The sequence below is a fragment of the Streptomyces sp. ISL-1 genome, from assembly GCF_018614585.1.
In the GTDB taxonomy this organism is placed as follows: Bacteria; Actinomycetota; Actinomycetes; order Streptomycetales; family Streptomycetaceae; genus Streptomyces; species Streptomyces maoxianensis.
Window position 1 is genome coordinate 121165 of sequence record NZ_JAGGOI010000040.1, and the last position, 17982, is coordinate 139146.

Below are 17982 nucleotides of genomic sequence, written 5' to 3' on the forward strand. Positions count from 1 at the left end.
TTCATGCGAACAGGTCTCCCTGGGCGGCAGACCGCTGGGACGGTACGTCGACGGTGGGGCCGTCGGCTTGGGTGCGGTGGTGGCCGTCCCATTCCCAGCGGGTGACCAGGACGGCGGCGATCTCGTCGACCCGGGAGAGCTGGGCGATGGCCAGACCGGGAACCTGCGGGTAGCAGCCCCACTCTCGTTCGGAGGTCATCACCACGTCCAGGTCGAATGCGGCCAGCAGACCGAGGGACTTGGCGCGAGAGTCGTCGTCGACGCCGGCGAACGCCTCGTCCAGCGTCACTAGGCGGGGGGCGTGGGCGTTGCTGGCCGAGGCGTAGTGCGAGGAGGCGGCGGCAAACAGCGGGAGGGACACGGACAGGACGCGCTCACCGCCGGAGGCCGGGCCGGTGGCGGACAGCCACTTGCCGTGCTGGTGGCGTTCGATGCCGAACTCGTGCCAGGACCGGTAGTCCAGCGCGGTGGTGAGGTGTTCGAGCCAGGTGCCGGCCGGGTCGTCGGTGCGGGCGCGGTCGATCTGGGCCTGGAGGAACTCGCCCAGGGCGGTACGGTCGGCGGCCGTCCAGGCATCCGAGGACTGGCGCAGCAGCCGGTCGCGGGCCGTCGCCAGCCCGGTCGGGGCGTTGCGGGCCGGGCGCCACACCAGGCGGAGCAGCATGCCGGTGCTGGTCGGGCGGTCGTGCAACTCCCGGTTCATGCCCAGTACATGATGCTCGGCCGCGCCGACCAGTTCCTGGAGGGTGCCGGCGACCTCAGTGATCAGGTGGTTCTCCAGGATCTCCTGCTCGCGGGCGGACAGCAGCAGCTGCCGGTCGGCGACCTCGGCGCCGAGCGCGGCGACCAGATCGGGTACGGTGCGCTCCCTGCCCTGGAACACGACGTCCACGACCAGACCGTCCTCCAGCATCCGGGCGGCCGCCGTGTGGCCGTGCCGGGCCAGGGCGTCGGAGAGGTCCTTGAGTTCCTCGGTGACCCGGCGTTGCACGCGCTCCCAGGCGGTGTCGGAGTCGTCCACGGACTCCAGTTCGCGCTCCACGGCGCGTGCGAGTCGCACCGCCGGTTCGGGGGCCCAGGACTCGCCGGAGTGGGCCAGGCCGGGAAGGGCCACGGCGAGCAGGCCGGTGGCGGTGAAACGGCGCAGCGCCTCGATGGCGTCGGCGCGAGTCCGTACGGTGTCCTCGATCTCCTCGCGCACCCGAGCACGCAGGGCGTTCGCCGCGGCCTGGCGGCCGGTTGCGGCGTTCTGTTCGCGGCGGGTGGCGCGCTCGTCCTCTTCGCAGGCGCGTAGCGCCGTGCCGACCTCGGCCAGCCAGCGTTGCAGCTCGGCGACGGCGGTGCCGACGGTGGCCTGGAGCGTGCCGTGCCGCTCGCCGGCGCGGACGGCCTCCCTGGCGGCCGTACGGGAGCGCTCGGTCAGTTCTGCGGCGTGTTCGGCGGCGCGGGCGTGGTCGCCTTCCTCGGTCGCCAGCGCGGCGCGGGCGGCACGGTGTTCGCATACGGCCGGCCACAGTGCCGCCAGGACTTCACGGTAGGTGCCCAGCGCCTCGCGTACCTCGCGGAGGCCCTGCACTGTGGGAGGCAACCCCAACTCATCGGCGAGGCCGTGGAGTTCCGTGGCCACACGATCGGCGGCGGCGGCGGCGCCCGCCGCCCCGGCCTCGGCCGCCGTGCGGCGCTCCGCGGCCCGGTGGTGCTCCACGTGGGCCGCCGCGACGGACGCGTGGGCGCCGCGCAGGGCGGAGTCGTCCGGGAGGGTCTGCTCCTCCGCGAGCGTGCGCACCTCGGCCTCCACAGCCTCGCATTGGGCGCCCAACTCGTCCAGCTGACCTGTGAGAGTCGCGAGTTCGGCGTCGATGGAGTCGATGCGGGCCCGCCTGGCCTGTTCGCGGGCGCCTTCGCCGAGGTACTCCGCGGTCGGCTTCGACCAGGCGCCGGTGAGCGCGCCGATCCGGAACCGGCCGTCCGGGGCGATCCAGCTGCCGTCGGCGGGGAGTTCCTCGTCCGTGCCGAGCAGGCCGATGCCGGCCAGCAGCGTACGTACCAGCTCGTCCGGGACGGCGGCCGCGGCGGCATCGGAGCGGTCCACCGCCGCGTCCAGTACATCCGCCAGTGAGGGCCCGGCCGTCGCGGCGCCGACCGTGATCAGTGTGTCCCAGGTGTCGGCGGACGCCATCGTGCCGTCCGGGGCGACCCAGCCGTCCAGCAGGCCGGAAGCCTCCAGGGCCGCTTCCAGTCCCGCGCGCTGGCGATCCGTCAGGCCTGACGAGGTGGTGAATTCCACCAGACGCCACAGGGGGGCGCCGGGCACGTTGTGCCGAGCTTCGGCGGACCGGGTGTGCGGGGTACGCGGGGCGCGCTGGACGCCGGCCCGCAGGTCGGCCGACTCCGCCCGCAGCCCCTCGACGCGTTCCTGGGTCGACTGCCTGTTCAGGTCCAGCGCGGCCCGCCGCTCGGCCAGCGCGGAACCGGCGGCCGAGGCGGCCGCCTGTGCTGCCGTGCGCGCCGGGTCGGCGCCCGCCAGCGTGCCGACCCACTGGGCGAGTTCGTCGAGCACGCCCTCGCCGTCGGCCGGGCGCAGCAGTGTGCAGGCCGCGAAGTGCGCCCTGACCGCCTTCAGATAGCTCCCGCCCTCCGCCGCCGCGACCTCCTCGGCCTCGGCGCTCAGGTCTGCCCGGCGGGTCAGCTCGGCGTGGGCGTCCTCCAGTTGCCGCCTGGCCCGGTCCAGCGCCCGTACGGACTCCTCGGCGGTGGCCAGCTGCTCCTCGACCAGGGTGACGGAGCGCAGGCGGCGCTCGGTGGCATCGGCGGCATTGTGCTGGGCGGTCGCGGGAGTCTCCTCGGCGGCGAGCGTGCGGACCACCCGGTCGGCGTGCTCGCCCTCCAGCCGGGCGGCCGCCGCGCCCTTGGCGGCCCGCTCCAGCGCGGCGTCCTGTGCGCGCTCCGCGCTCTCGGCACGCGTACGCGCCGCGCCCAGCCTGGTGGCGTACCGGGTCTGCTCGTCCACGGCCCGGGTTCGGTCCGCCTCGGCCTGTTCGGCGTCCTGAGCGGTGCGCTCAGCCAGGTCCGCGGCCTGTTCCAGTTCGCGCGCGCTGCGCATTTCGGGGCCGGCCCGTAGTGCCTCGTCCCTGGCCCGCAGTCCGGTACGCCGCTCGTCGAGTTCCCGCAGCCGGGTCTCGGCCTCGGCCAGCGCGGTCCCGGCGGTGTCGAAGTCCTGCTCCGCGGTGTTCAGTTCGGTGCGCAGCGTCTCATAACGGGAGTGCTGGGTCCGCGGCGCGCGGGCCTTGCGCCGGGCGGCCACCTGCGCGTATCGGCGGTAGTGCACGAGGAAGGTGCCGGCCGCGCTTTCGGCGGCGGTCATCGCCGCCAGCTGCTCCTTCTCCTCGTCCAGGGAGCGGAACGCCTCCGCGACGTCGGCGATGACCGCCTGGTCCATCGGCGGCAGGGACTCTGTGAGCGCTTGGGAGAGCGCCTTCTCGCTGGGCCGCTTGGACAGTTGCGGCTGGCGCAGCTGCACCAGGAGGTTGACCAGAGCGGCGTAACGCTGTTCCCCGAGGCCGAAGAGCGCCTCGTCCACCGCCCGGCGGTAGGCGCGAGCAGAGTCGTGGACCATCCCGCGTCCGGCCAGTGCCTCGGCCAGCCGGTCCCGGGTGATCGCCGCGCCGGTGGAGTCCAGCAGTCGCAGCCCGCCCTCGGCCGGGTCCAGGCCGATCCGGCGGTCCGTCACGAAGAACCAGTGCCGGGCGATGCCACGTCCGCTGACTGCCTTCAGTCCGCAGCCCAGGGTGGTGTAGTGCGCGGCGCCGTTCTCGTCCCGGCGGCCGAACTCGATCCAGGTGTAGCCGAGCCGCTCGGGATGCGGATGCTCGCCGCCGAGCAGCAGGTTCCACTCCATCCGCTTTTTCGGGTCGGCGTCCGGCTCGACCCGGTGCGGGGACAGGTCCCCGTCCAGCAGGAAGGGGAGGGTCAGCGCCAGCACCTTGGACTTGCCGGTGCCGTTGTTGCCGCGCAGCAGCAGGCGGCCGTCGCGGAAGTGGAACTCCTCCACGTCGTAGTAGAACAGGTCGACCAGGCCGACCCGCAGCGGCTGCCAGCGGGTACGACCCGGCTCGGGGAGCCGCGTCTCGACAGTGGTGTTCATCGGGTGCTGCCCTTCTTGCCCTTCGTGCGGTTCGCGGTGGACTTGTGCTTCCTGGGCGCGCTCTGACCCGGCTCCAGCAGGACGGCCTCGCCCACCCGGTAGCGGTCGAGCGCCGGACGGGCCCGCACGGCCGGGGCGCCATCGGTATCCACCGTGCGCTCCAGCAGTTGGAGGGCCACCAGCCGCTCGACGGCCCGTTCCGTCAACTCCGGCTCGGCGCCCGGCACGGTTGCGCTGCGGCGCCAGAATCCGGCGTGGTCCAGCGCCCAGCCCGCCACCTGACGGTGCAGCTCGGTCAGCGGCACGGTGCCGCCCTTCCCTGCGAGATACTCGGCCACCAGCAGTGCCACATGACCGTCGGTGCCGGACTCCGGCATCCGCAGGTCGGTCAGGTCGTCGTCCGGGTCGACCATCGCCAGACCCTCGGTCCGTATCTCGGGTGACAGACCGGTGAGTTCGGTGATCCGGCGGGTCAACGCGCCGCGCTGCGAGGTGAGATAGGCGGCCTCGGCCTGCGACAGCTCGTCCAGGTAGAGCACCGGATCGTCGAGCAGGCGGCGGGTCAGGGTGTGCCGCAGCGCGCGGTTGCGCAGCTCGTCGCTGTCGGGCAGCGCCTCGGCGTTGAGTTCGGCGAGGCGTTCATCGAAGCCCCCCGCGCGCACGGTGCTCGGGCCGCGCCTGGTCACCAGCAGCCCGGCCAGCACCCGGCGGTCCACGTCATAGAGCGCGTCGCCGGCCGCCTTGAGGAAGGCGTCCTCGTCGCCCGCGACCTTGGCCAGTACGCCCCAGTCGAGCAGCAGCCGGACCACCGCCACCAGGTCGGTGCGCTGCTCGCGGTCGGCCAGGGCGAACTCAACCCCGGCCGCGGCCAGCGACGGGTCCGTGGCCGCGAGCACGGCCTGCTCGGCGAGCCGCCCGAGCGCGATCTGCTGCTCGGCGCGCTCCAGTACGGCCAGGCACAGGCAGAGCAGTACGTAGCGGCGTCGGGAGAACGGCAGTCCGGTGCGCTGGTCCCGTGCCGGATGGGTCGGGTCGGTGGCCACGCTGGGGATGCGGCGCAGCCGGGCCACCTCGGAGTCGACCAGCAGGGTCCAGCCGGTGTTGCGCTCGAACCACGTCCGCAGCTCGGCCGCGTGTTGCCGGACCAGCCGGAACTCGTCGCTCCCGGCGCCCAGCAGCGGACGGCGCAACAGGGCCCGGGCCGCCCGGCGGACCTCCTCGGTCCGCTGTGCGGCGAGGGCGTCGCCCAGGCCGGCCCGGCTCATCGTCTGCTCCCAGCGGACTCGGGCTCGCGTCCGGGCCGGGGCTCGGCTCCAGGGTCCCCGGCCCCGGGCTCAGTCCCGACCCCAAGCTTGCTTCCCGTGACCAGGTCGATGATCTCGACCAGGTGTTCCGGCCCGCGCAGCACCCCGTCGAGTGTCCGGATCTCGGCGGGTGCGGCGCCGGGCAGCCGCGTCAGTCTGATCTCCATCGTCCCGTCGTTCGTGGTGGCTATGACCGACTCCGAACCCGGCCGCCATGCCGACAGGGCGTCGCCGAGGAGCAGCAGGAACAGTCGGAAGGCATCCCGGTTCAGCTCGTCCAGCTCGCTGAGCCGTACCGGCCCCCGGGTGGCCAGCCGGGCCCGTGCCGCAGCCGTCTGCTCGGCCTGCTTGCGGGCCACCTCGGCCAGATACGCCTTGGCCTCGGCGCGGTCCTGCACGGCCCGTGTACGGCCCCGCCGCTCGTACGAGCCGGTGCGCCGCAGTTGAGGACTGATCCGCACGCCGGGCGCGTCATACCAGGAGGCGGATGTCGGCACAGGTTCGGCCTCCCGCTCGGCCAGCGCCGCCTGGTCGATGGTCAGGTGACGTGCGGAGTACAGCCCGAACGCGGACCGCCAGAGCCGGTGCCGGCTGTCGTCGTCGGGCGCCTCGGCGAACCAGCGGGCCAGCTCACGGAAGTCCGCCGAGCGGTCCGAACGCCCGGCGCGGCGCTCGTTGAGCGCCTGGACCACGCCGAGCAGCTGGGGCACGGCCTGGCGGGCCGCCGAGCGCAACAGCTTGGCCTGGGAGCTGCGGCCCGGCACGCTCAGGAACCAGGCCCGCAGGCCGTCCCAGCGTCCGTACCAGCGACGCTCGGCCGCCGTCAGCGCCTCGGCGACGGCGTCCGGAGCCGCGTCGGCCGCCTCGCGTCCGGCAGCCAGTCGGAGCAGCGGCCCGATCGGCCCCTCGGGGGCGGGCCCGAGGTCCTCCAGGAGCCCGGCGATCTCGGCGCCCCGGGTGACCAGGTCTTCGATGAAACGCTCCAGGTACTCGATCAGCCGCTGTTTGTAGGCGAGGAAGACCTCCACGTCGGCCTCATGCAGATCGACGGTGCGTAGCAGCGAACTCATGAAGGCCCGGGCGTTGTCGGCTAGCCCGGAGAAGCGGTCGACCAGGGCCAGCAGGGCCAGGTGCACCACTGCGGCGTCCGGGGCGGGGCGCTCGGTGAGGGCGAGCAGGGCCCGCAACTGCACGGTGATGTCGGCGAGCGCGACCGCCTGCAGCTCGCCCCGCCGGCCGAGCGCCTCGTCGTACGCGGCCAGTGCCTCCTCCGCGGCCTCGCCAGCGCGGGTCAGCTGGTAGATGTGGCGGGCGCGGTAGAAGTCCTCCAGCGCGGTGACCCGGCTGGTGTCGGGGTCGGCCCGCAGGTTTCCCCATCGGCCGAGACGCTCCAGTGCCACAGCCACGGCCTCCGGCGGCGGGCGGCTCTCGGGAGGCAGGCCGAGGTGGACGTCCTCCGGGCGCAGATGGACCGTGAACTCCTGCTTCGCCTTGACGAAGACCCCCATGACCTGGCGGTAGAGCGCGCAGTGCTCCGTTGTGAGGTGAGCGAAGGGCTGGTAAGGCCCGGCCGGGCCCGTTTCGCCACCGACCAGTGCGGTCGTACCGCTCGTACCCGGGTCATCCACTTCCGCCATAGCGCATCATTCTGTCGTACACGCGAGAGTGCTCCGCCCACACAGCGAGATCGCCATCGCGCCGCCAGTGCCGATTCCGGCCGACGCCGATTGCGCCGCTGCGTGCGCTGGAGCCCCGGCGCACGCGGGGTGGCACAGGCCAAGGAGCAGACGAGTCCCGGGCCCGAGCGCCCGGTCACAGGCCGCCGTCGATGATGAGACCGGCCGCCACGCAATCGGTCGGCCACCCAGTCCCCACCGAACCCGGAACGGTTCACCGCCGCCTGCGCGCCCTCTGCACTCGCCGGTGAGCGGCAGTTGGCCGTCCCCGCTGAAAAGCTCCCCGCGTTCCGCAAAGCCCTGCTCGCCCAGGGCTACCCACTGGCCTGACCCGGACGGATCCGCCCCGGCTCACGGCAAGGGGGAACGCCAGAACCTGATCGGGGCGCGGCGGGCGCCAAGGCCAGACCCAGTGCGACAGCTGTGGAACCCCACAAACCGTTCATGGGCTACGGAAACCCTACACGTGGGTGCCGCTGGGGTCAGGTGCTGGATGCCTCGAAGGTCTCGATCGTGCAGCGCGCTGCCCCGCTGCGCTCGATCCTGGCGTCGCTGGTGATCAGCGGAACACCGAAGCTCTCGGCGAGGGCCACGTAATGCGCGTCGTAGACGGAGAGGTTGTTCGACAGCTCGCGTACGCGCTGCCACAGGATCAGCGTGGGGTGCAGGTCGAGGGCGAGAGCCTGGTAGTCGGTGATCGCCTTCAGTGCCTCCTTTTCCGTGATCTTGGGCTTGCCCCCTCGCCGGCCGCGGGCCAGCCCGAAGGCGGCCGAGGTGATCTCGTAGTCCAGCAGGCCCGGCGCTGCGAGAGTGTCGGCGCGACCCACCCGCTCACGGATCGCGGTTCCGGTCTTGCCGTGGTCGAGGAGGAAGTGCACAAGGCTGGAGCAGTCAATGACGATCAACGTCGGTCCCGCCCGTCCTCGACGGCGTCGAGGATGTCGGTCGTATCGAGCTCGGTGCGGGTTTCACGCTCCAGGCGTGTGGCCATCTCCGCGAGGGTGGGCTTAACGGCTTCCCGGGCGAGAAGCTCCAGGGCGTATGCCTGGAGCGACTTGCCCGCCTGTGCTGCGCGGACCTTCAGGGCGTTGACTGTGTCGTCCGGGACATCCCGGATCGTGATCGCGGTCATGGCTTTATTTTAGCAGCAATGCAGGTGTTATGCAGTCATCAGGGGTTCGCCGTACTGCACACCAGTGCTGACCCAACCGTGCAGCGCGCGATACGGCCAGAGGGCGCCGGCCGCACCGCGGCGGTCAACGCCCGCCTCGAACGCGTCCAGGAATCCGGACGCGATCCTGTGCCGGTCCAATGTCGGCGCGATGCTCGAAGTCATGCGCTTGCTGGAGGAAGGCCGCCGCGTCGCCCTCGTCGGCGAGGGCGAGGCCCTGCGGGCCCTCGCCCGAGCCGCCCGCGACCTCAAGGCCGGCAAGCGCAGCACCCACCCCGAGCTGATCCTCTTCGACTCCTGGGGTGAGCTGCAGGAGTACGCCGAATACGACCCGTCGGGCCGTGACCTGCTGCCCCTGGTCGATCTTGTCGACGAACGCGGCGTCGACGTCATCCTCGCCGCGGTGGACAAACTTTCCGTCGAGCAGGGCGCTGAGATCGTGGTCTCCACCGCCCAGGCCAAGGGCCGAGAATGGGCCTCTGTCCGCATCGGTGAGGACTTCACTGAGCCGATGCACCATGAAGAGACGGACGAGAACGGTGACCCGCTGCCCGGTGACATCGATGACGCTGAAGCCCGGCTCGCCTACGTCGCCGTCACCCGCGCCCGCCACCGGCTCGACTTCGGCGGCGTGGGCTGGATCAACCAGCACCCCGACGGCAACCCCGGCGGAACACATCCGCGCCAGGACCGCGAACCTCCCTCTCTGTGGGAAACATTGGGGCCCTCGCCGAACTGAGCCGACCTGCCAACCCTTGGTGCCGGTGAGCGGCCAGGGAAGAACCGATCGCCATGTCACTGGCGGCTTCTACATTGGGTGACATGACCGAAGCGCAGCCTGGGGATGTCGAAGATGCTTTTGTTGAGGTCGGACAAGCACTCTCATGTGCCCGTCTGGCCCCGTCAGGAGCTACGCTTCCAGCCACGCAGTGCCATCGCTGACCTCTTCCGGCTGCCCCACCGGTGGACAGCCGGTGGACAGACGCCTTTGGACGGTGCGTCACGGGGTAGCACATACCAACCTGTTACGCGTGCTCTGATCAGGCAAGACGTCACCAGGTGGCACGACGAGGCACCACGCAACATGACCGCTCATGGTCTCGTAATGCGTAGGTCTCGGGTTCGAATCCCGAAGGCGGCTCCGGAAAGGCTCAGGACTCACTCGCCGTGACCTGGGTCTTTTCCTTTTCCGTGACCACGTCGTGGCTGCATCGCCGCCCGACTCCGGGCCGCCGGACCGGCAACGGGCCCGCGGCAAACCCACAGCGGGCGACCAAGCCCTCCTTCGCGAGCAGGCCTGAGGACAGCTCAGAAAGTGCGCCAGGGGCGGGTGTCCGGCCTCGCATGAGGGAGGACACCCGCCCCTGGTGCGCCTGCCGTAGCGGTCCGGAATGGGAGGCGGCCGCTGGGCGCTCAGTGATCCATCGGCTGCAGCACCGGCCGAAGGTGTCCTGACGCGCGATCGCGGTCAGTCGAGGTACGCACCGGTCAGCCCGAGGGCCTTCGAGCCGTCGAGATCGGCCAGCTTGGTGCCGGTGAAGGCGCGGGCCCATTCGGAGGTCTGGATGCGGAAGGCAGGCTGCTCGGCGGTGAGGGCTTCGAGGACGGACTCTGCGGCCTGCGCCGGGGTTTGCGCGGAGTCGGCGAACATCGTCTGGGTGCGGGTGGCGTACGCCTGGAGGGGTGCCGCGTAGGGGCCGGCGGCGGCGATCAGGGCTGCCGGGTCGATCCCGAGGTTGCTGACGAACTCGCTGGCCACGGCGCCCGGCTCGACGACGGAGACGGCCACTCCGAGCTTGGCGGCCACCGGCGCGAGGCTCTCCATGAAGCCCTCGACAGCGAACTTGGCCGCGCAGTAGGCCTCGTTGAAGGGCTGGCCGACGACGCCTCCGACGGATGTGACGGTGATCAGGCGGCCGCCGGCGGCGCGCAGGTGTGGCAGGGCGGCCTTGCTGACCTGGACGACGCCGAAGAAGTTGACCTCCATGACGCGCCGTACATCCTCGACGGTCTCGTTCTCGATGGTGCCGACGTGGCCGGCGCCCGCGTTGTTGACGACCGCGTCGAGCCGGCCGTAGTCGGCGACGACACCCTCGATGGCGGCGGTGACGGAGGACGCGTCGGTGACGTCGAGCTGCCGGATGTCCAACTCGACGCCGGCAGTCTCGGCGGCCTTGCGCAGGGCATCGGCGCGGGCGGGGTCGCGCAGCGTGGCGATCGTGCGCCAGCCCGCCTCGGCCGCGGAGACGGCGGCGGCGAGACCGATGCCGGAGGAGGTGCCGGTGATCAGGACGACCTTGCGGGACATGGTGTGCCTCTCGTGAAAGGGACTGGGGCGGCGACGTCCGCCATCCAGTGCGTGTGCACACACATTATCTTTGTGTGTGCACACACGCAACCTCTATGCTTGTCCCATGGCGACTCGCAAGCTCAAGCAGGGGGAGATGCCCCTCCCCGACCATGCCTTTTACGGTCTCGTGTGGGCCGGAACCGTGCTCACCGAGCGCGTGGGCCGTGCCCTGACCAAGGCCCACGATCTGCCGTTGTCCTGGTTCGAGGTGATGCTGTGGCTGGCCTCCCAGGACCAACCGGTCTCCGCCTCGTCCCTGGGCAACAGCACCATGCTCAGCCGCAGCCAGGTCTCGCGTGTGCTCGATGCGCTCCAGGAGCGCGGACTGGTCACCCGTACGCCGTCCACGCGCGATGCGCGCGCGGTCGAGGTCGCGCTCACCGATGGGGGCCGGCGCCGCTTCGAGGAAGCGGACGCCACGCGGCGTGAGTGCCTGGCACCGGTCTTCACCGACGTCCTCGACGAGGCGGACCTCAAGGCCCTGGACGAGGTGTGGCGCAAGCTCAAGCAGCACAAGGACGCATGAGGCCTACGGCTCCCTGGGAGGTTTGAGGGATCTGGCCCGCCAGACCTCCTGCCTTGGGCTGTGCTCGCGCATGGCCCGCGGAGACGACAGCCCGCCGCGAAGGTGTGTCGCCTGTCGGTCACACTCCTGGGTCGCCGCGTGTCATCCCTCAGAGGGACGGACTGACGGAACGGACTGACGCACCGGACTGACGACCGAACCGATGGACCGGCCCCGTCCCTGTGACGAGCAGCGTGACCACCACCTGAGGAGTGCGCCATGACCGAAGGCATCAAGACGATCGTCTACCCCGTGAATGACCTCGCGAGCGCGAAAGCCCTGTTCAGCGAGCTGCTTGGCGTCGAGCCCAGCATGGACGAGCCGTACTACGTCGGCTTCCGGGCCGCCGGCCAGGACGTCGGGCTCGATCCCCACGGCCACAGCAAGGGCATGACCGGCCCCGTCGTCTACTGGCACGTTGACGACATCAAGAGCAGCGCGAAGGCGCTCCTCGACGCCGGGGCGCAGGAGTTGGAAGGCCCCAAGGATGTCGGCGGCGGCAAGCTGACCGCCACGGTGAAGGACCCGGACGGCAACGTCATCGGCCTCATTCAGCCTGCTTGAGGGTACGAATCACCTCAGCCGGCCGTCCGGCGCGGTCAACGGGGCAGCATGCGGTGACCGCGCCGGCCGTCCGCGACAACGTCGATGCCAAGGAGGCAGCTTCGGATGACCCCGCCCGCCCGGACCCCCGAACAACGCAAGCAGGACGCACTGATTCGGCTCGAGCAGGACGTCGACGCCTGGGTGGCGACGGCCGATCCGGAGAGCGGGACGCCCTATCTGGTGCCGCTGTCCTTCCTGTGGGACGGCGTCACGCTGCTGGTGGCCACGCCGTCCTCCAGTCCGACCAGCCGCAATCTGCAGGCCACCGGAAAGGTCCGCCTCGGCATCGGCCCGACTCGCGATCTCGTACTCGTCGAGGGGACCGTGCTCGCACTGGAAGCTGCCGAGCTGAAGGACGAGGTCGGCGACGCCTTCGCGGCCAAGACCGGCTTCGATCCGCGCCAACTGACCAGCGCCTATCTCTACTTCCGGATTCATCCGCAGCGGATCCAGGCCTGGCGCGAGGCCAACGAGATCCAGGGCCGCGAGCTGATGAGCAGGGGGCACTGGATAGTCCCCTGACAGACGCATCACGTGTGACACACGGATCACGTGGAGCGGGCCGGGGGCGGTCTGCCGTGGTCCTGGGAGAAACATCCGCCCGGACGGGGATCGACCGCTTCGTCCGGGCGGAGATACCACTGATACGTCCCGGGAGCGCCGGGCCGGGCCCGGCGCAAGGAACTGCGGATCCGGCCGCGCGGCGACACTCCCCCGAGTGTGGCTTCCACGCCGAGCACCGGGCCGGCCGGATCCGATGCATCGATTCAAACAGCCGTCACCAACAGATCGCTAACATGTGGCCAACGTTCATGGGATGGATTGGCTGAGACTGGTCGGGAGGATGCGGATGCGTTTCGTGCTGCTCGGCCCTCCGGCCGTGCACGATGCCTCCGGCGAGCCGCGCCCCCTGAGCAGCGCCAAAGTCCGCGCCCTGCTTGTCGCGCTGCTGCTGCGGCCGAATCGCGTCGTCTCCGTGGACGAACTCAAGGCGGCTCTATGGGCCGACGAGCCGCCCGCATCCGCCCACGCCTCCCTGCACAATCATGTGACGCGGCTGCGCCGGCTGCTCGCCGAGGACGATCGGCTGCGGGCCGCCCCGCCGGGGTATCTGCTGCGGGTCGAGCCGGGCGAGCTGGACACCGAGGTGTTCGAGAGGCAGGTGCGCACCGCCCGTACCGCGTACGCGCGGGGCGACTGGACCGCGGTCGCCGAGGCCGCCCGACTCGGGCTCGCGCTGTGGCGCGGCAGTCCGCTGGCCGGGTTGTACGAGCCCGACCAGGGCGCGCCCGCGCTCGTACAACGGCTGCGGGAATCACGGCTGCTGATGCTGGAGTGGCGGTACGACGCCGAGCTGCAGCTGGGCCGTTATGACGGGGTCGGGCCCGAACTCACCGCGCTCGTCGCGGAGTTCCCGCTGCGCGAGGCATTTCACCGGCAGTTGATGCTGGTCCTGCACGTACGGGCCGGCAGGCGGAGGCGCTCGCGGCCTACCAGTCGCTGCGCCGCACGCTCGTCGAGGAGCTGGGCGTCGACCCCGGACCGGCGGTGCAGAAGGCCTACCAGGAGGTGCTCCGTACGCCGGCAGCCCCAGCCATGGCCGCAGCCATGGCCGCAACCCCACCCCCACCCGCATCCCAAGCCGAGTCTCGCCCGCCCCGCCCCGCCCAACTGCCGCCCGCGCCCGCCCACTTCATCGGCCGCGAGGATCTGCTCGCCGAGTTGCGAGCCGCCCTCGCCCCCGCCGCCGCCGGTGGCGGTGTCAGCCGCCCCGTCGTCGTCTCCGGGATGGCCGGAGTCGGCAAGTCCGCCCTCGCCGTGCGGGTCGCCCACGCACTGCGGGACGACTTCCCCGACGGGCAGCTGTACGTCAATCTGCGCGGCGCCACCCCCGGCGTGACCCCTCTCGACCCCGGCTCCGCCCTCCGCGCGCTGCTGCGCGACCTCGGCGTCGACCCGCGGCAGGTGCCCTGCGAGGAGGACGCGGCCGCGGCCCTGCTGCGATCCACCCTCGCGCCGACCCGCACCCTCCTGGTACTCGATGACGCCGCGTCCGCCGCGCAGGTGCGGCCGTTGCTGCCAGCCGGTCCCGGCTGCGCGGTCGTCGTCACCAGCCGTTCCCCGCTGACCGCGCTCGACGGCGCGGCCCGTTTCCCGCTCGCGCCGCTGTCCGCCGAGGACAGCGGGATGCTGCTGCGGGCGGTCTCGGGTCGCGGTTTCGACGAGGGCCTGGAGCGGCTCGTCGAACGGTGCGGCCGACTGCCCCTCGCCCTGCGCGTCGTCGCCGCCCGCCTCGCCGCCCGCAGTGCGCTCACCGCCGACGTACTCGCCGGGCTGCTCGACGCGCAGGCCGGCCGGCTCGACCAGCTCGACTACGACGACCTGAGCGTGCGCGGCTCGCTCGCCGTCGCGCACGACGGCCTCGACCCGGACGCCGCTCTCGCGCTACGCCGGCTCGGCGCGGTGGACCTGCCCGAGTACGGCGTGCCCGCCGTCGCCCGGCTGATGGACACCGACGAGCGGCGCGCCGCGGCCGCCCTCGACCGGCTCGTCGATGTGGCGCTGCTCGAGGAGGTCTCGTACGGCCGGTTCGTGCCGCACGACCTCGTACGGGACTTCGCCCGCGAACTCGCCGAGGGGTGCGACGACCGGCAGCAGGCCGCCGAGCGCGTCCTCGTCTGGTACGCCGAGGCCACCCGCCAGATCGGCATCGCCCTGCTGCCGCCCGGCCAGGAGGCGGGGCTGCGGCTGCCCGCCCCGATCGGCGAGGCCGCGCCCTTCAGCTCCGCCGAACAGGCCCTGGCCTGGGGCGATCTGGAGCTGCCCAATTTTCTCGCGCTGACCGAGCGGTACGCGTCCCAGTCGGCGACGGCGCTGCTGCTTGCGCGGGCAGGTTTCACGTACCTCCAGCGGCGCGGGAGGCTCCAGGAGATGGCCGTGCTGGGCGAGTTGGCCCTGGACGCGGCCCGCAAGTCGGGCGACACCGCGGCCGAGGCGCACGCCCTCACCGACCTCGCAGGCATGAACTTCCTCAGCGGCAGGACCGAGCGCGCCCTCACCCTGAACGAGTCCGCCGTCGCGATCTGGCGCACCCTCGGCGACGACCGCCGTATCCAGCGCAGCCTCGGCAACCGCGGCATGCTGCTGGAGGGGCTCGGCCGGTACGAGGAGGCGACCGAGGCGCTGGAGTCCGCCATCGCGTACGCCCGCCGGCTCGGCGACGCGCACGGCGAGGCCATCATCCTCAGTCATCTGGGCAATCTGCACGAGCACACCGACGCCCGCGCCGCGATCGCGTGCCACGAGCGCAGCTTGGCCGCCGGCGTGCAGCTGAACAGCGAGATCCTGCGGCTCACCGCCCACTGCAACATCGGCTACGCCCATCTCACACTCGGCGAACCGGCGGAAGCGGCCCGGCACTTCGACGAGAGCCTCACCCTGATCGGCGACGACGGCGACTGGCACACCCAGTCCCAGGCCCGCATCGGCCGGGTCCGCGCCCTGCGCGAACTGGGCCGCGCCGAGGACGCCCACCGCGAATGCGCGCTGCTGCTGGAGCGCGCGGGGTCCCGGACCGACACCCAGATGCAGGCTCTCGCGCGCCACCAGCGCGGACTGCTCGTACACGCCGAGGGCGGCGAGGACGAGGCGCGCGAGCTGTGGGAGTCGGCGCTGACCGCGCTGGAGGCGCTCGACGGCAAGCATGTGGCGCTCATGGACGAGCTGCGGGAGCTGCTGGGCCGGCCCGCCACCCTCTGAATTCCCTGTGAAACATTCCGCCCGGGTCACCGCGTCAATGAGGTGAGGGGCAAGAAGCCCCGAGCGACGAAGCAAGTTGGACAACGGGGATGAACGGGGAGGGCATGAGACAGTCCCGCGCGGACGAATTCATGGAATTCGCAGCCGGCCGCACAGGCCATCTCTTTCGCTCCGCATGCCTGCTCACCAGCGGCGACACCCATCTCGCCGAGGATCTGGTGCAGGAGACGCTGAGCCGGATGTATGTGGTGTGGGGCCGGATGGCGCGGGTGGACAACCCTGCCGCGTACTCCCAGACGGTGCTGGTGCGCGCTTTCCTCAGCCACCGCCGGCGCCGCTCGGCCACCGAGCGTCCACTGGCCGAGGTGCCCGACGAGACCGCGACGCCGGGCGGCGAACCGGAGGTGAGGATCTCGCTCCTGCAGGCGCTGGGGGAACTGGCGCCGAAGGACCGGGCTGTGGTGGTGCTGCGGTACTGGGAGGACCGCAGCATCGCGGAGACCGCCGAGGCGATGCACACGAGTACGGCTGCCGTGCGGACCAGGTCATCGCGGGCACTTGGCAAACTGCGCGACGCCCTGGGCTCCAGCCTCGCCGAGTTCGTCGCGCGCTGACCTGACTCCTGACCCGGGTCCTGACCGGCCCCCGAGCACTTTCCCCGGACTTTCCGAGAACTGGTGGTTCCCCATGTCTTTCGAGGACGAACTCGGCGAGGCGCTGCGCCGAATCGGCAACACCTTCGACAGCGACCAGCAGACCCTGCTGACGACGGGTGTGGAGCGCGGCCGTCGCACGGTGCGCCGCAGGCGCGTACTCGCGGTCACCGCGAGCGTGGTGGCACTGGGCCTGATGGGCTCGGGGGCGTACGCGGGCGGGCTGCTCGGCGACGGCAGCGGCGAGACGAACGTCGCGAGGGAAGCCCCCTCGCTGGACAGCGGACGGGTCTTCGAGATCTGGAAGAAGCTGGCCCCCGCGGGGACGTTCAGCCAGGAGAAAGTGCTGCCGCGGAAGCCGGGGGAGTACGCGCACGTCTCGTTCGTCTATGACGACGGGAAGGGCGCGGGGCTGGTCGAGTTCAGGATGGGCAAGGCCGATCTGCGGGCAGGTGCCGAGGGCTGTGAACCGGCCGACAGGAAGTGCCGGGCCCGGTCGCAAACGGACGGCGCCCGGAGCCTGAACGTCGAGAGCCACGAAGCTCCGTACACCACCCTTGACACCAAGTCCGTGCGGCACCAGATCATCACACCCGAGGGCTTCGTCGTCGAAGCCACCGTGTGGAACACCCCCGATCCCCGGCAGGCCACCGGCACTCGCAAGGTGCCGGTCCTCATGTACGACCTGCACCGGCTCAACGCGAACGAGTGGCGGAACGAGCTGAAGAAGTTCCCCGTGCCCGATCCGCTGGGAGGCGAGCCGGCGGTCGACCCGGCCTTCGTCAACCCGTTGGGGAAGATCTCGGGAACCGAGCTGACCAGCACGTTCAAGGGACTGCTTCCGGCGGGGTCGTTCAGCGACGAGAAGGGCCGGGGCACGGGCGATCAGCTGGGCCCGGCGGCGTCGTTCGTGTACGACGACGGCAAGGGCAAGGCAGGCGTCACAGCCGAGCTGTACCGCGTCGACCCTCATGGCTACTCGACCCGGCAGTACACAAGTTGCCGCCGCGTGCCCCACTGCACCGTCACCACTTCGGCGGACGGCTCCAAGGTGCGCGTCTACCGGGAGGAGTACGGAAAGAGTGGAGGGTTCCGCAAGTTCTGGACGGCCACCTATCTCTCCCCGCAGGGACACATGGTCGAGATCTCCGAGTGGAACACCCCCGAACGGGACGGTGGCAGGGCAACCCGGGACACGCCGCCCCTCACCGTTGAGCAGCTGCGGGTCCTGGTTTCGTCCAAGAAGTGGCAGCCTGCCCTTGACGAACTGCCCGCCGCTCCCGAGGAGTCGGTCGGCGGAGCCACCCGGCCGACCTGGCACGAGGCCGACGAATACGTCCGTCAACTGATGCATCTGCGTCAGTCGGCGAAGTCCGGAAACCCGCACGTCAAGGGCTGCGACAGCACGTGCTGGTCCCGGCTCACCCTGAACAAGGACGGCCTGGGCGCCGGATCCGTCGAGGTCAGCCTCGACAAGAGCAGGACGAACAAGACCGGGGACACGCTGCTCGATGTCCGCCAGGAGCGGGTGGAGGCGGGCGGCAAAGGTGCGGTCCGCTGGATCGTCACGGCCAGTCTGCCGGGAGGTAAGCAGGTGACTCTCACCGCCTACAACGCGCCGACCCCGGACGCCGACGCGACGCGCAACAGCCCACCGCTCAATGTGCCGCTGCTCAAGAAGATCGCCCTGGCCTCCCAGTGGAACGACGAGGCCTACCTCAAAGCGATGGAGAGGCCTTTCCCCTCCCGGTGAC

Annotated in this window: 12 protein-coding genes and 2 pseudogenes; 7 read left to right on the top strand and 7 right to left on the bottom strand. The window is 71.3% G+C overall.

The features are described 5' to 3' along the window. Nucleotide 1 precedes the first annotated feature (1 nt). The 6 genes from J7E87_RS27950 to J7E87_RS27975 form a co-directional block, all read right to left on the bottom strand. Nucleotides 2-4144, bottom strand: coding sequence for a TIGR02680 family protein (locus tag J7E87_RS27950; RefSeq protein WP_215097314.1), 4143 nt, complete (start codon nucleotides 4142-4144; stop codon nucleotides 2-4). Next, on the bottom strand, nucleotides 4141-5409 hold the full coding sequence (locus J7E87_RS27955; protein WP_215097315.1) for a TIGR02678 family protein: 1269 nt from the start codon (nucleotides 5407-5409) through the stop codon (nucleotides 4141-4143). Before J7E87_RS27955 ends, J7E87_RS27950 begins: the two co-directional genes overlap by 4 nt. Beyond that, the gene (locus J7E87_RS27960) at nucleotides 5406-7085 is read right to left on the bottom strand and encodes a TIGR02677 family protein (RefSeq protein WP_215097316.1); all 1680 of its coding nucleotides are present in this window, start codon (nucleotides 7083-7085) and stop codon (nucleotides 5406-5408) included. The genes J7E87_RS27955 and J7E87_RS27960 overlap by 4 nt, the downstream gene beginning before the upstream one ends. A 521-nt stretch (nucleotides 7086-7606) precedes the next feature. After that, nucleotides 7607-8029 carry a type II toxin-antitoxin system VapC family toxin gene (locus J7E87_RS27965; protein ID WP_215097317.1) on the bottom strand — a complete coding sequence of 141 codons (423 nt, stop codon included), beginning with the start codon at nucleotides 8027-8029 and terminating at the stop codon, nucleotides 7607-7609. After that, a complete protein-coding gene (locus tag J7E87_RS27970) occupies nucleotides 8026-8256 on the bottom strand; it encodes an antitoxin (RefSeq protein WP_215097318.1) in 231 nt (76 codons plus the stop codon). The genes J7E87_RS27965 and J7E87_RS27970 overlap by 4 nt, the downstream gene beginning before the upstream one ends. Nucleotides 8257-8283: 27 nt before the next feature. Then, nucleotides 8284-8460 (bottom strand): hypothetical protein, encoded by a 177-nt coding sequence (locus J7E87_RS27975; RefSeq protein ID WP_215097390.1) that lies wholly within the window; start codon nucleotides 8458-8460, stop codon nucleotides 8284-8286. Here J7E87_RS27975 and J7E87_RS27980 point away from each other — a divergent pair. Next, nucleotides 8411-9034 (top strand): annotated as a pseudogene (locus tag J7E87_RS27980) (DNA helicase); the annotation flags it as partial. The gene J7E87_RS27975 and the pseudogene J7E87_RS27980 overlap by 50 nt on opposite strands. Before the next feature lie 729 nt (nucleotides 9035-9763). On the opposite strand, the gene J7E87_RS27985 reads toward J7E87_RS27980, so the two are convergent. Then, a complete protein-coding gene (locus J7E87_RS27985; RefSeq protein ID WP_215097320.1) occupies nucleotides 9764-10603 on the bottom strand; it encodes an SDR family oxidoreductase in 840 nt (279 codons plus the stop codon). A gap of 106 nt (nucleotides 10604-10709) precedes the next feature. Here J7E87_RS27985 and J7E87_RS27990 point away from each other — a divergent pair, with 106 nt between their 5' ends. The 6 genes and pseudogenes from J7E87_RS27990 to J7E87_RS28015 all read left to right on the top strand — a co-directional run bounded on the left by J7E87_RS27990 (nucleotide 10710) and on the right by J7E87_RS28015 (nucleotide 17981). Beyond that, the gene (locus J7E87_RS27990; protein WP_215097321.1) at nucleotides 10710-11171 is read left to right on the top strand and encodes a MarR family winged helix-turn-helix transcriptional regulator; all 462 of its coding nucleotides are present in this window, start codon (nucleotides 10710-10712) and stop codon (nucleotides 11169-11171) included. Nucleotides 11172-11429: 258 nt separating this feature from the next. Further along, the gene (locus J7E87_RS27995) at nucleotides 11430-11774 is read left to right on the top strand and encodes a VOC family protein (protein WP_215097322.1); all 345 of its coding nucleotides are present in this window, start codon (nucleotides 11430-11432) and stop codon (nucleotides 11772-11774) included. 105 nt (nucleotides 11775-11879) lie between these two features. Further along, nucleotides 11880-12338, top strand: coding sequence for a pyridoxamine 5'-phosphate oxidase family protein (locus tag J7E87_RS28000; protein ID WP_215097323.1), 459 nt, complete (start codon nucleotides 11880-11882; stop codon nucleotides 12336-12338). Nucleotides 12339-12660: 322 nt separating this feature from the next. After that, nucleotides 12661-15575: pseudogene (locus J7E87_RS28005) on the top strand (BTAD domain-containing putative transcriptional regulator). 104 nt (nucleotides 15576-15679) lie between these two features. Continuing rightward, on the top strand, nucleotides 15680-16189 hold the full coding sequence (locus J7E87_RS28010; RefSeq protein WP_215097324.1) for a SigE family RNA polymerase sigma factor: 510 nt from the start codon (nucleotides 15680-15682) through the stop codon (nucleotides 16187-16189). A gap of 73 nt (nucleotides 16190-16262) precedes the next feature. Continuing rightward, on the top strand, nucleotides 16263-17981 hold the full coding sequence (locus tag J7E87_RS28015; RefSeq protein ID WP_215097325.1) for a hypothetical protein: 1719 nt from the start codon (nucleotides 16263-16265) through the stop codon (nucleotides 17979-17981). Nucleotide 17982 lies beyond the last annotated feature (1 nt).

What these genes read in the sequence shown, in the direction of transcription:
- J7E87_RS27985 (WP_215097320.1), bottom strand. Translation starts at nt 10,603, where the DNA reads ATGTCCCGCAAGGTCGTCCTGATCACCGGCACCTCCTCCGGCATCGGT.
- J7E87_RS28015 (WP_215097325.1), top strand. Translation starts at nt 16,263, where the DNA reads ATGTCTTTCGAGGACGAACTCGGCGAGGCGCTGCGCCGAATCGGCAAC.
- J7E87_RS28000 (WP_215097323.1), top strand. Translation starts at nt 11,880, where the DNA reads ATGACCCCGCCCGCCCGGACCCCCGAACAACGCAAGCAGGACGCACTG.
- J7E87_RS27955 (WP_215097315.1), bottom strand. Translation starts at nt 5,409, where the DNA reads ATGAGCCGGGCCGGCCTGGGCGACGCCCTCGCCGCACAGCGGACCGAG.
- J7E87_RS27950 (WP_215097314.1), bottom strand. Translation starts at nt 4,144, where the DNA reads ATGAACACCACTGTCGAGACGCGGCTCCCCGAGCCGGGTCGTACCCGC.
- J7E87_RS27960 (WP_215097316.1), bottom strand. Translation starts at nt 7,085, where the DNA reads ATGGCGGAAGTGGATGACCCGGGTACGAGCGGTACGACCGCACTGGTC.
- J7E87_RS27970 (WP_215097318.1), bottom strand. Translation starts at nt 8,256, where the DNA reads ATGACCGCGATCACGATCCGGGATGTCCCGGACGACACAGTCAACGCC.
- J7E87_RS27995 (WP_215097322.1), top strand. Translation starts at nt 11,430, where the DNA reads ATGACCGAAGGCATCAAGACGATCGTCTACCCCGTGAATGACCTCGCG.
- J7E87_RS27990 (WP_215097321.1), top strand. Translation starts at nt 10,710, where the DNA reads ATGGCGACTCGCAAGCTCAAGCAGGGGGAGATGCCCCTCCCCGACCAT.
- J7E87_RS27975 (WP_215097390.1), bottom strand. Translation starts at nt 8,460, where the DNA reads ATGACTTCGAGCATCGCGCCGACATTGGACCGGCACAGGATCGCGTCC.
- J7E87_RS28010 (WP_215097324.1), top strand. Translation starts at nt 15,680, where the DNA reads ATGAGACAGTCCCGCGCGGACGAATTCATGGAATTCGCAGCCGGCCGC.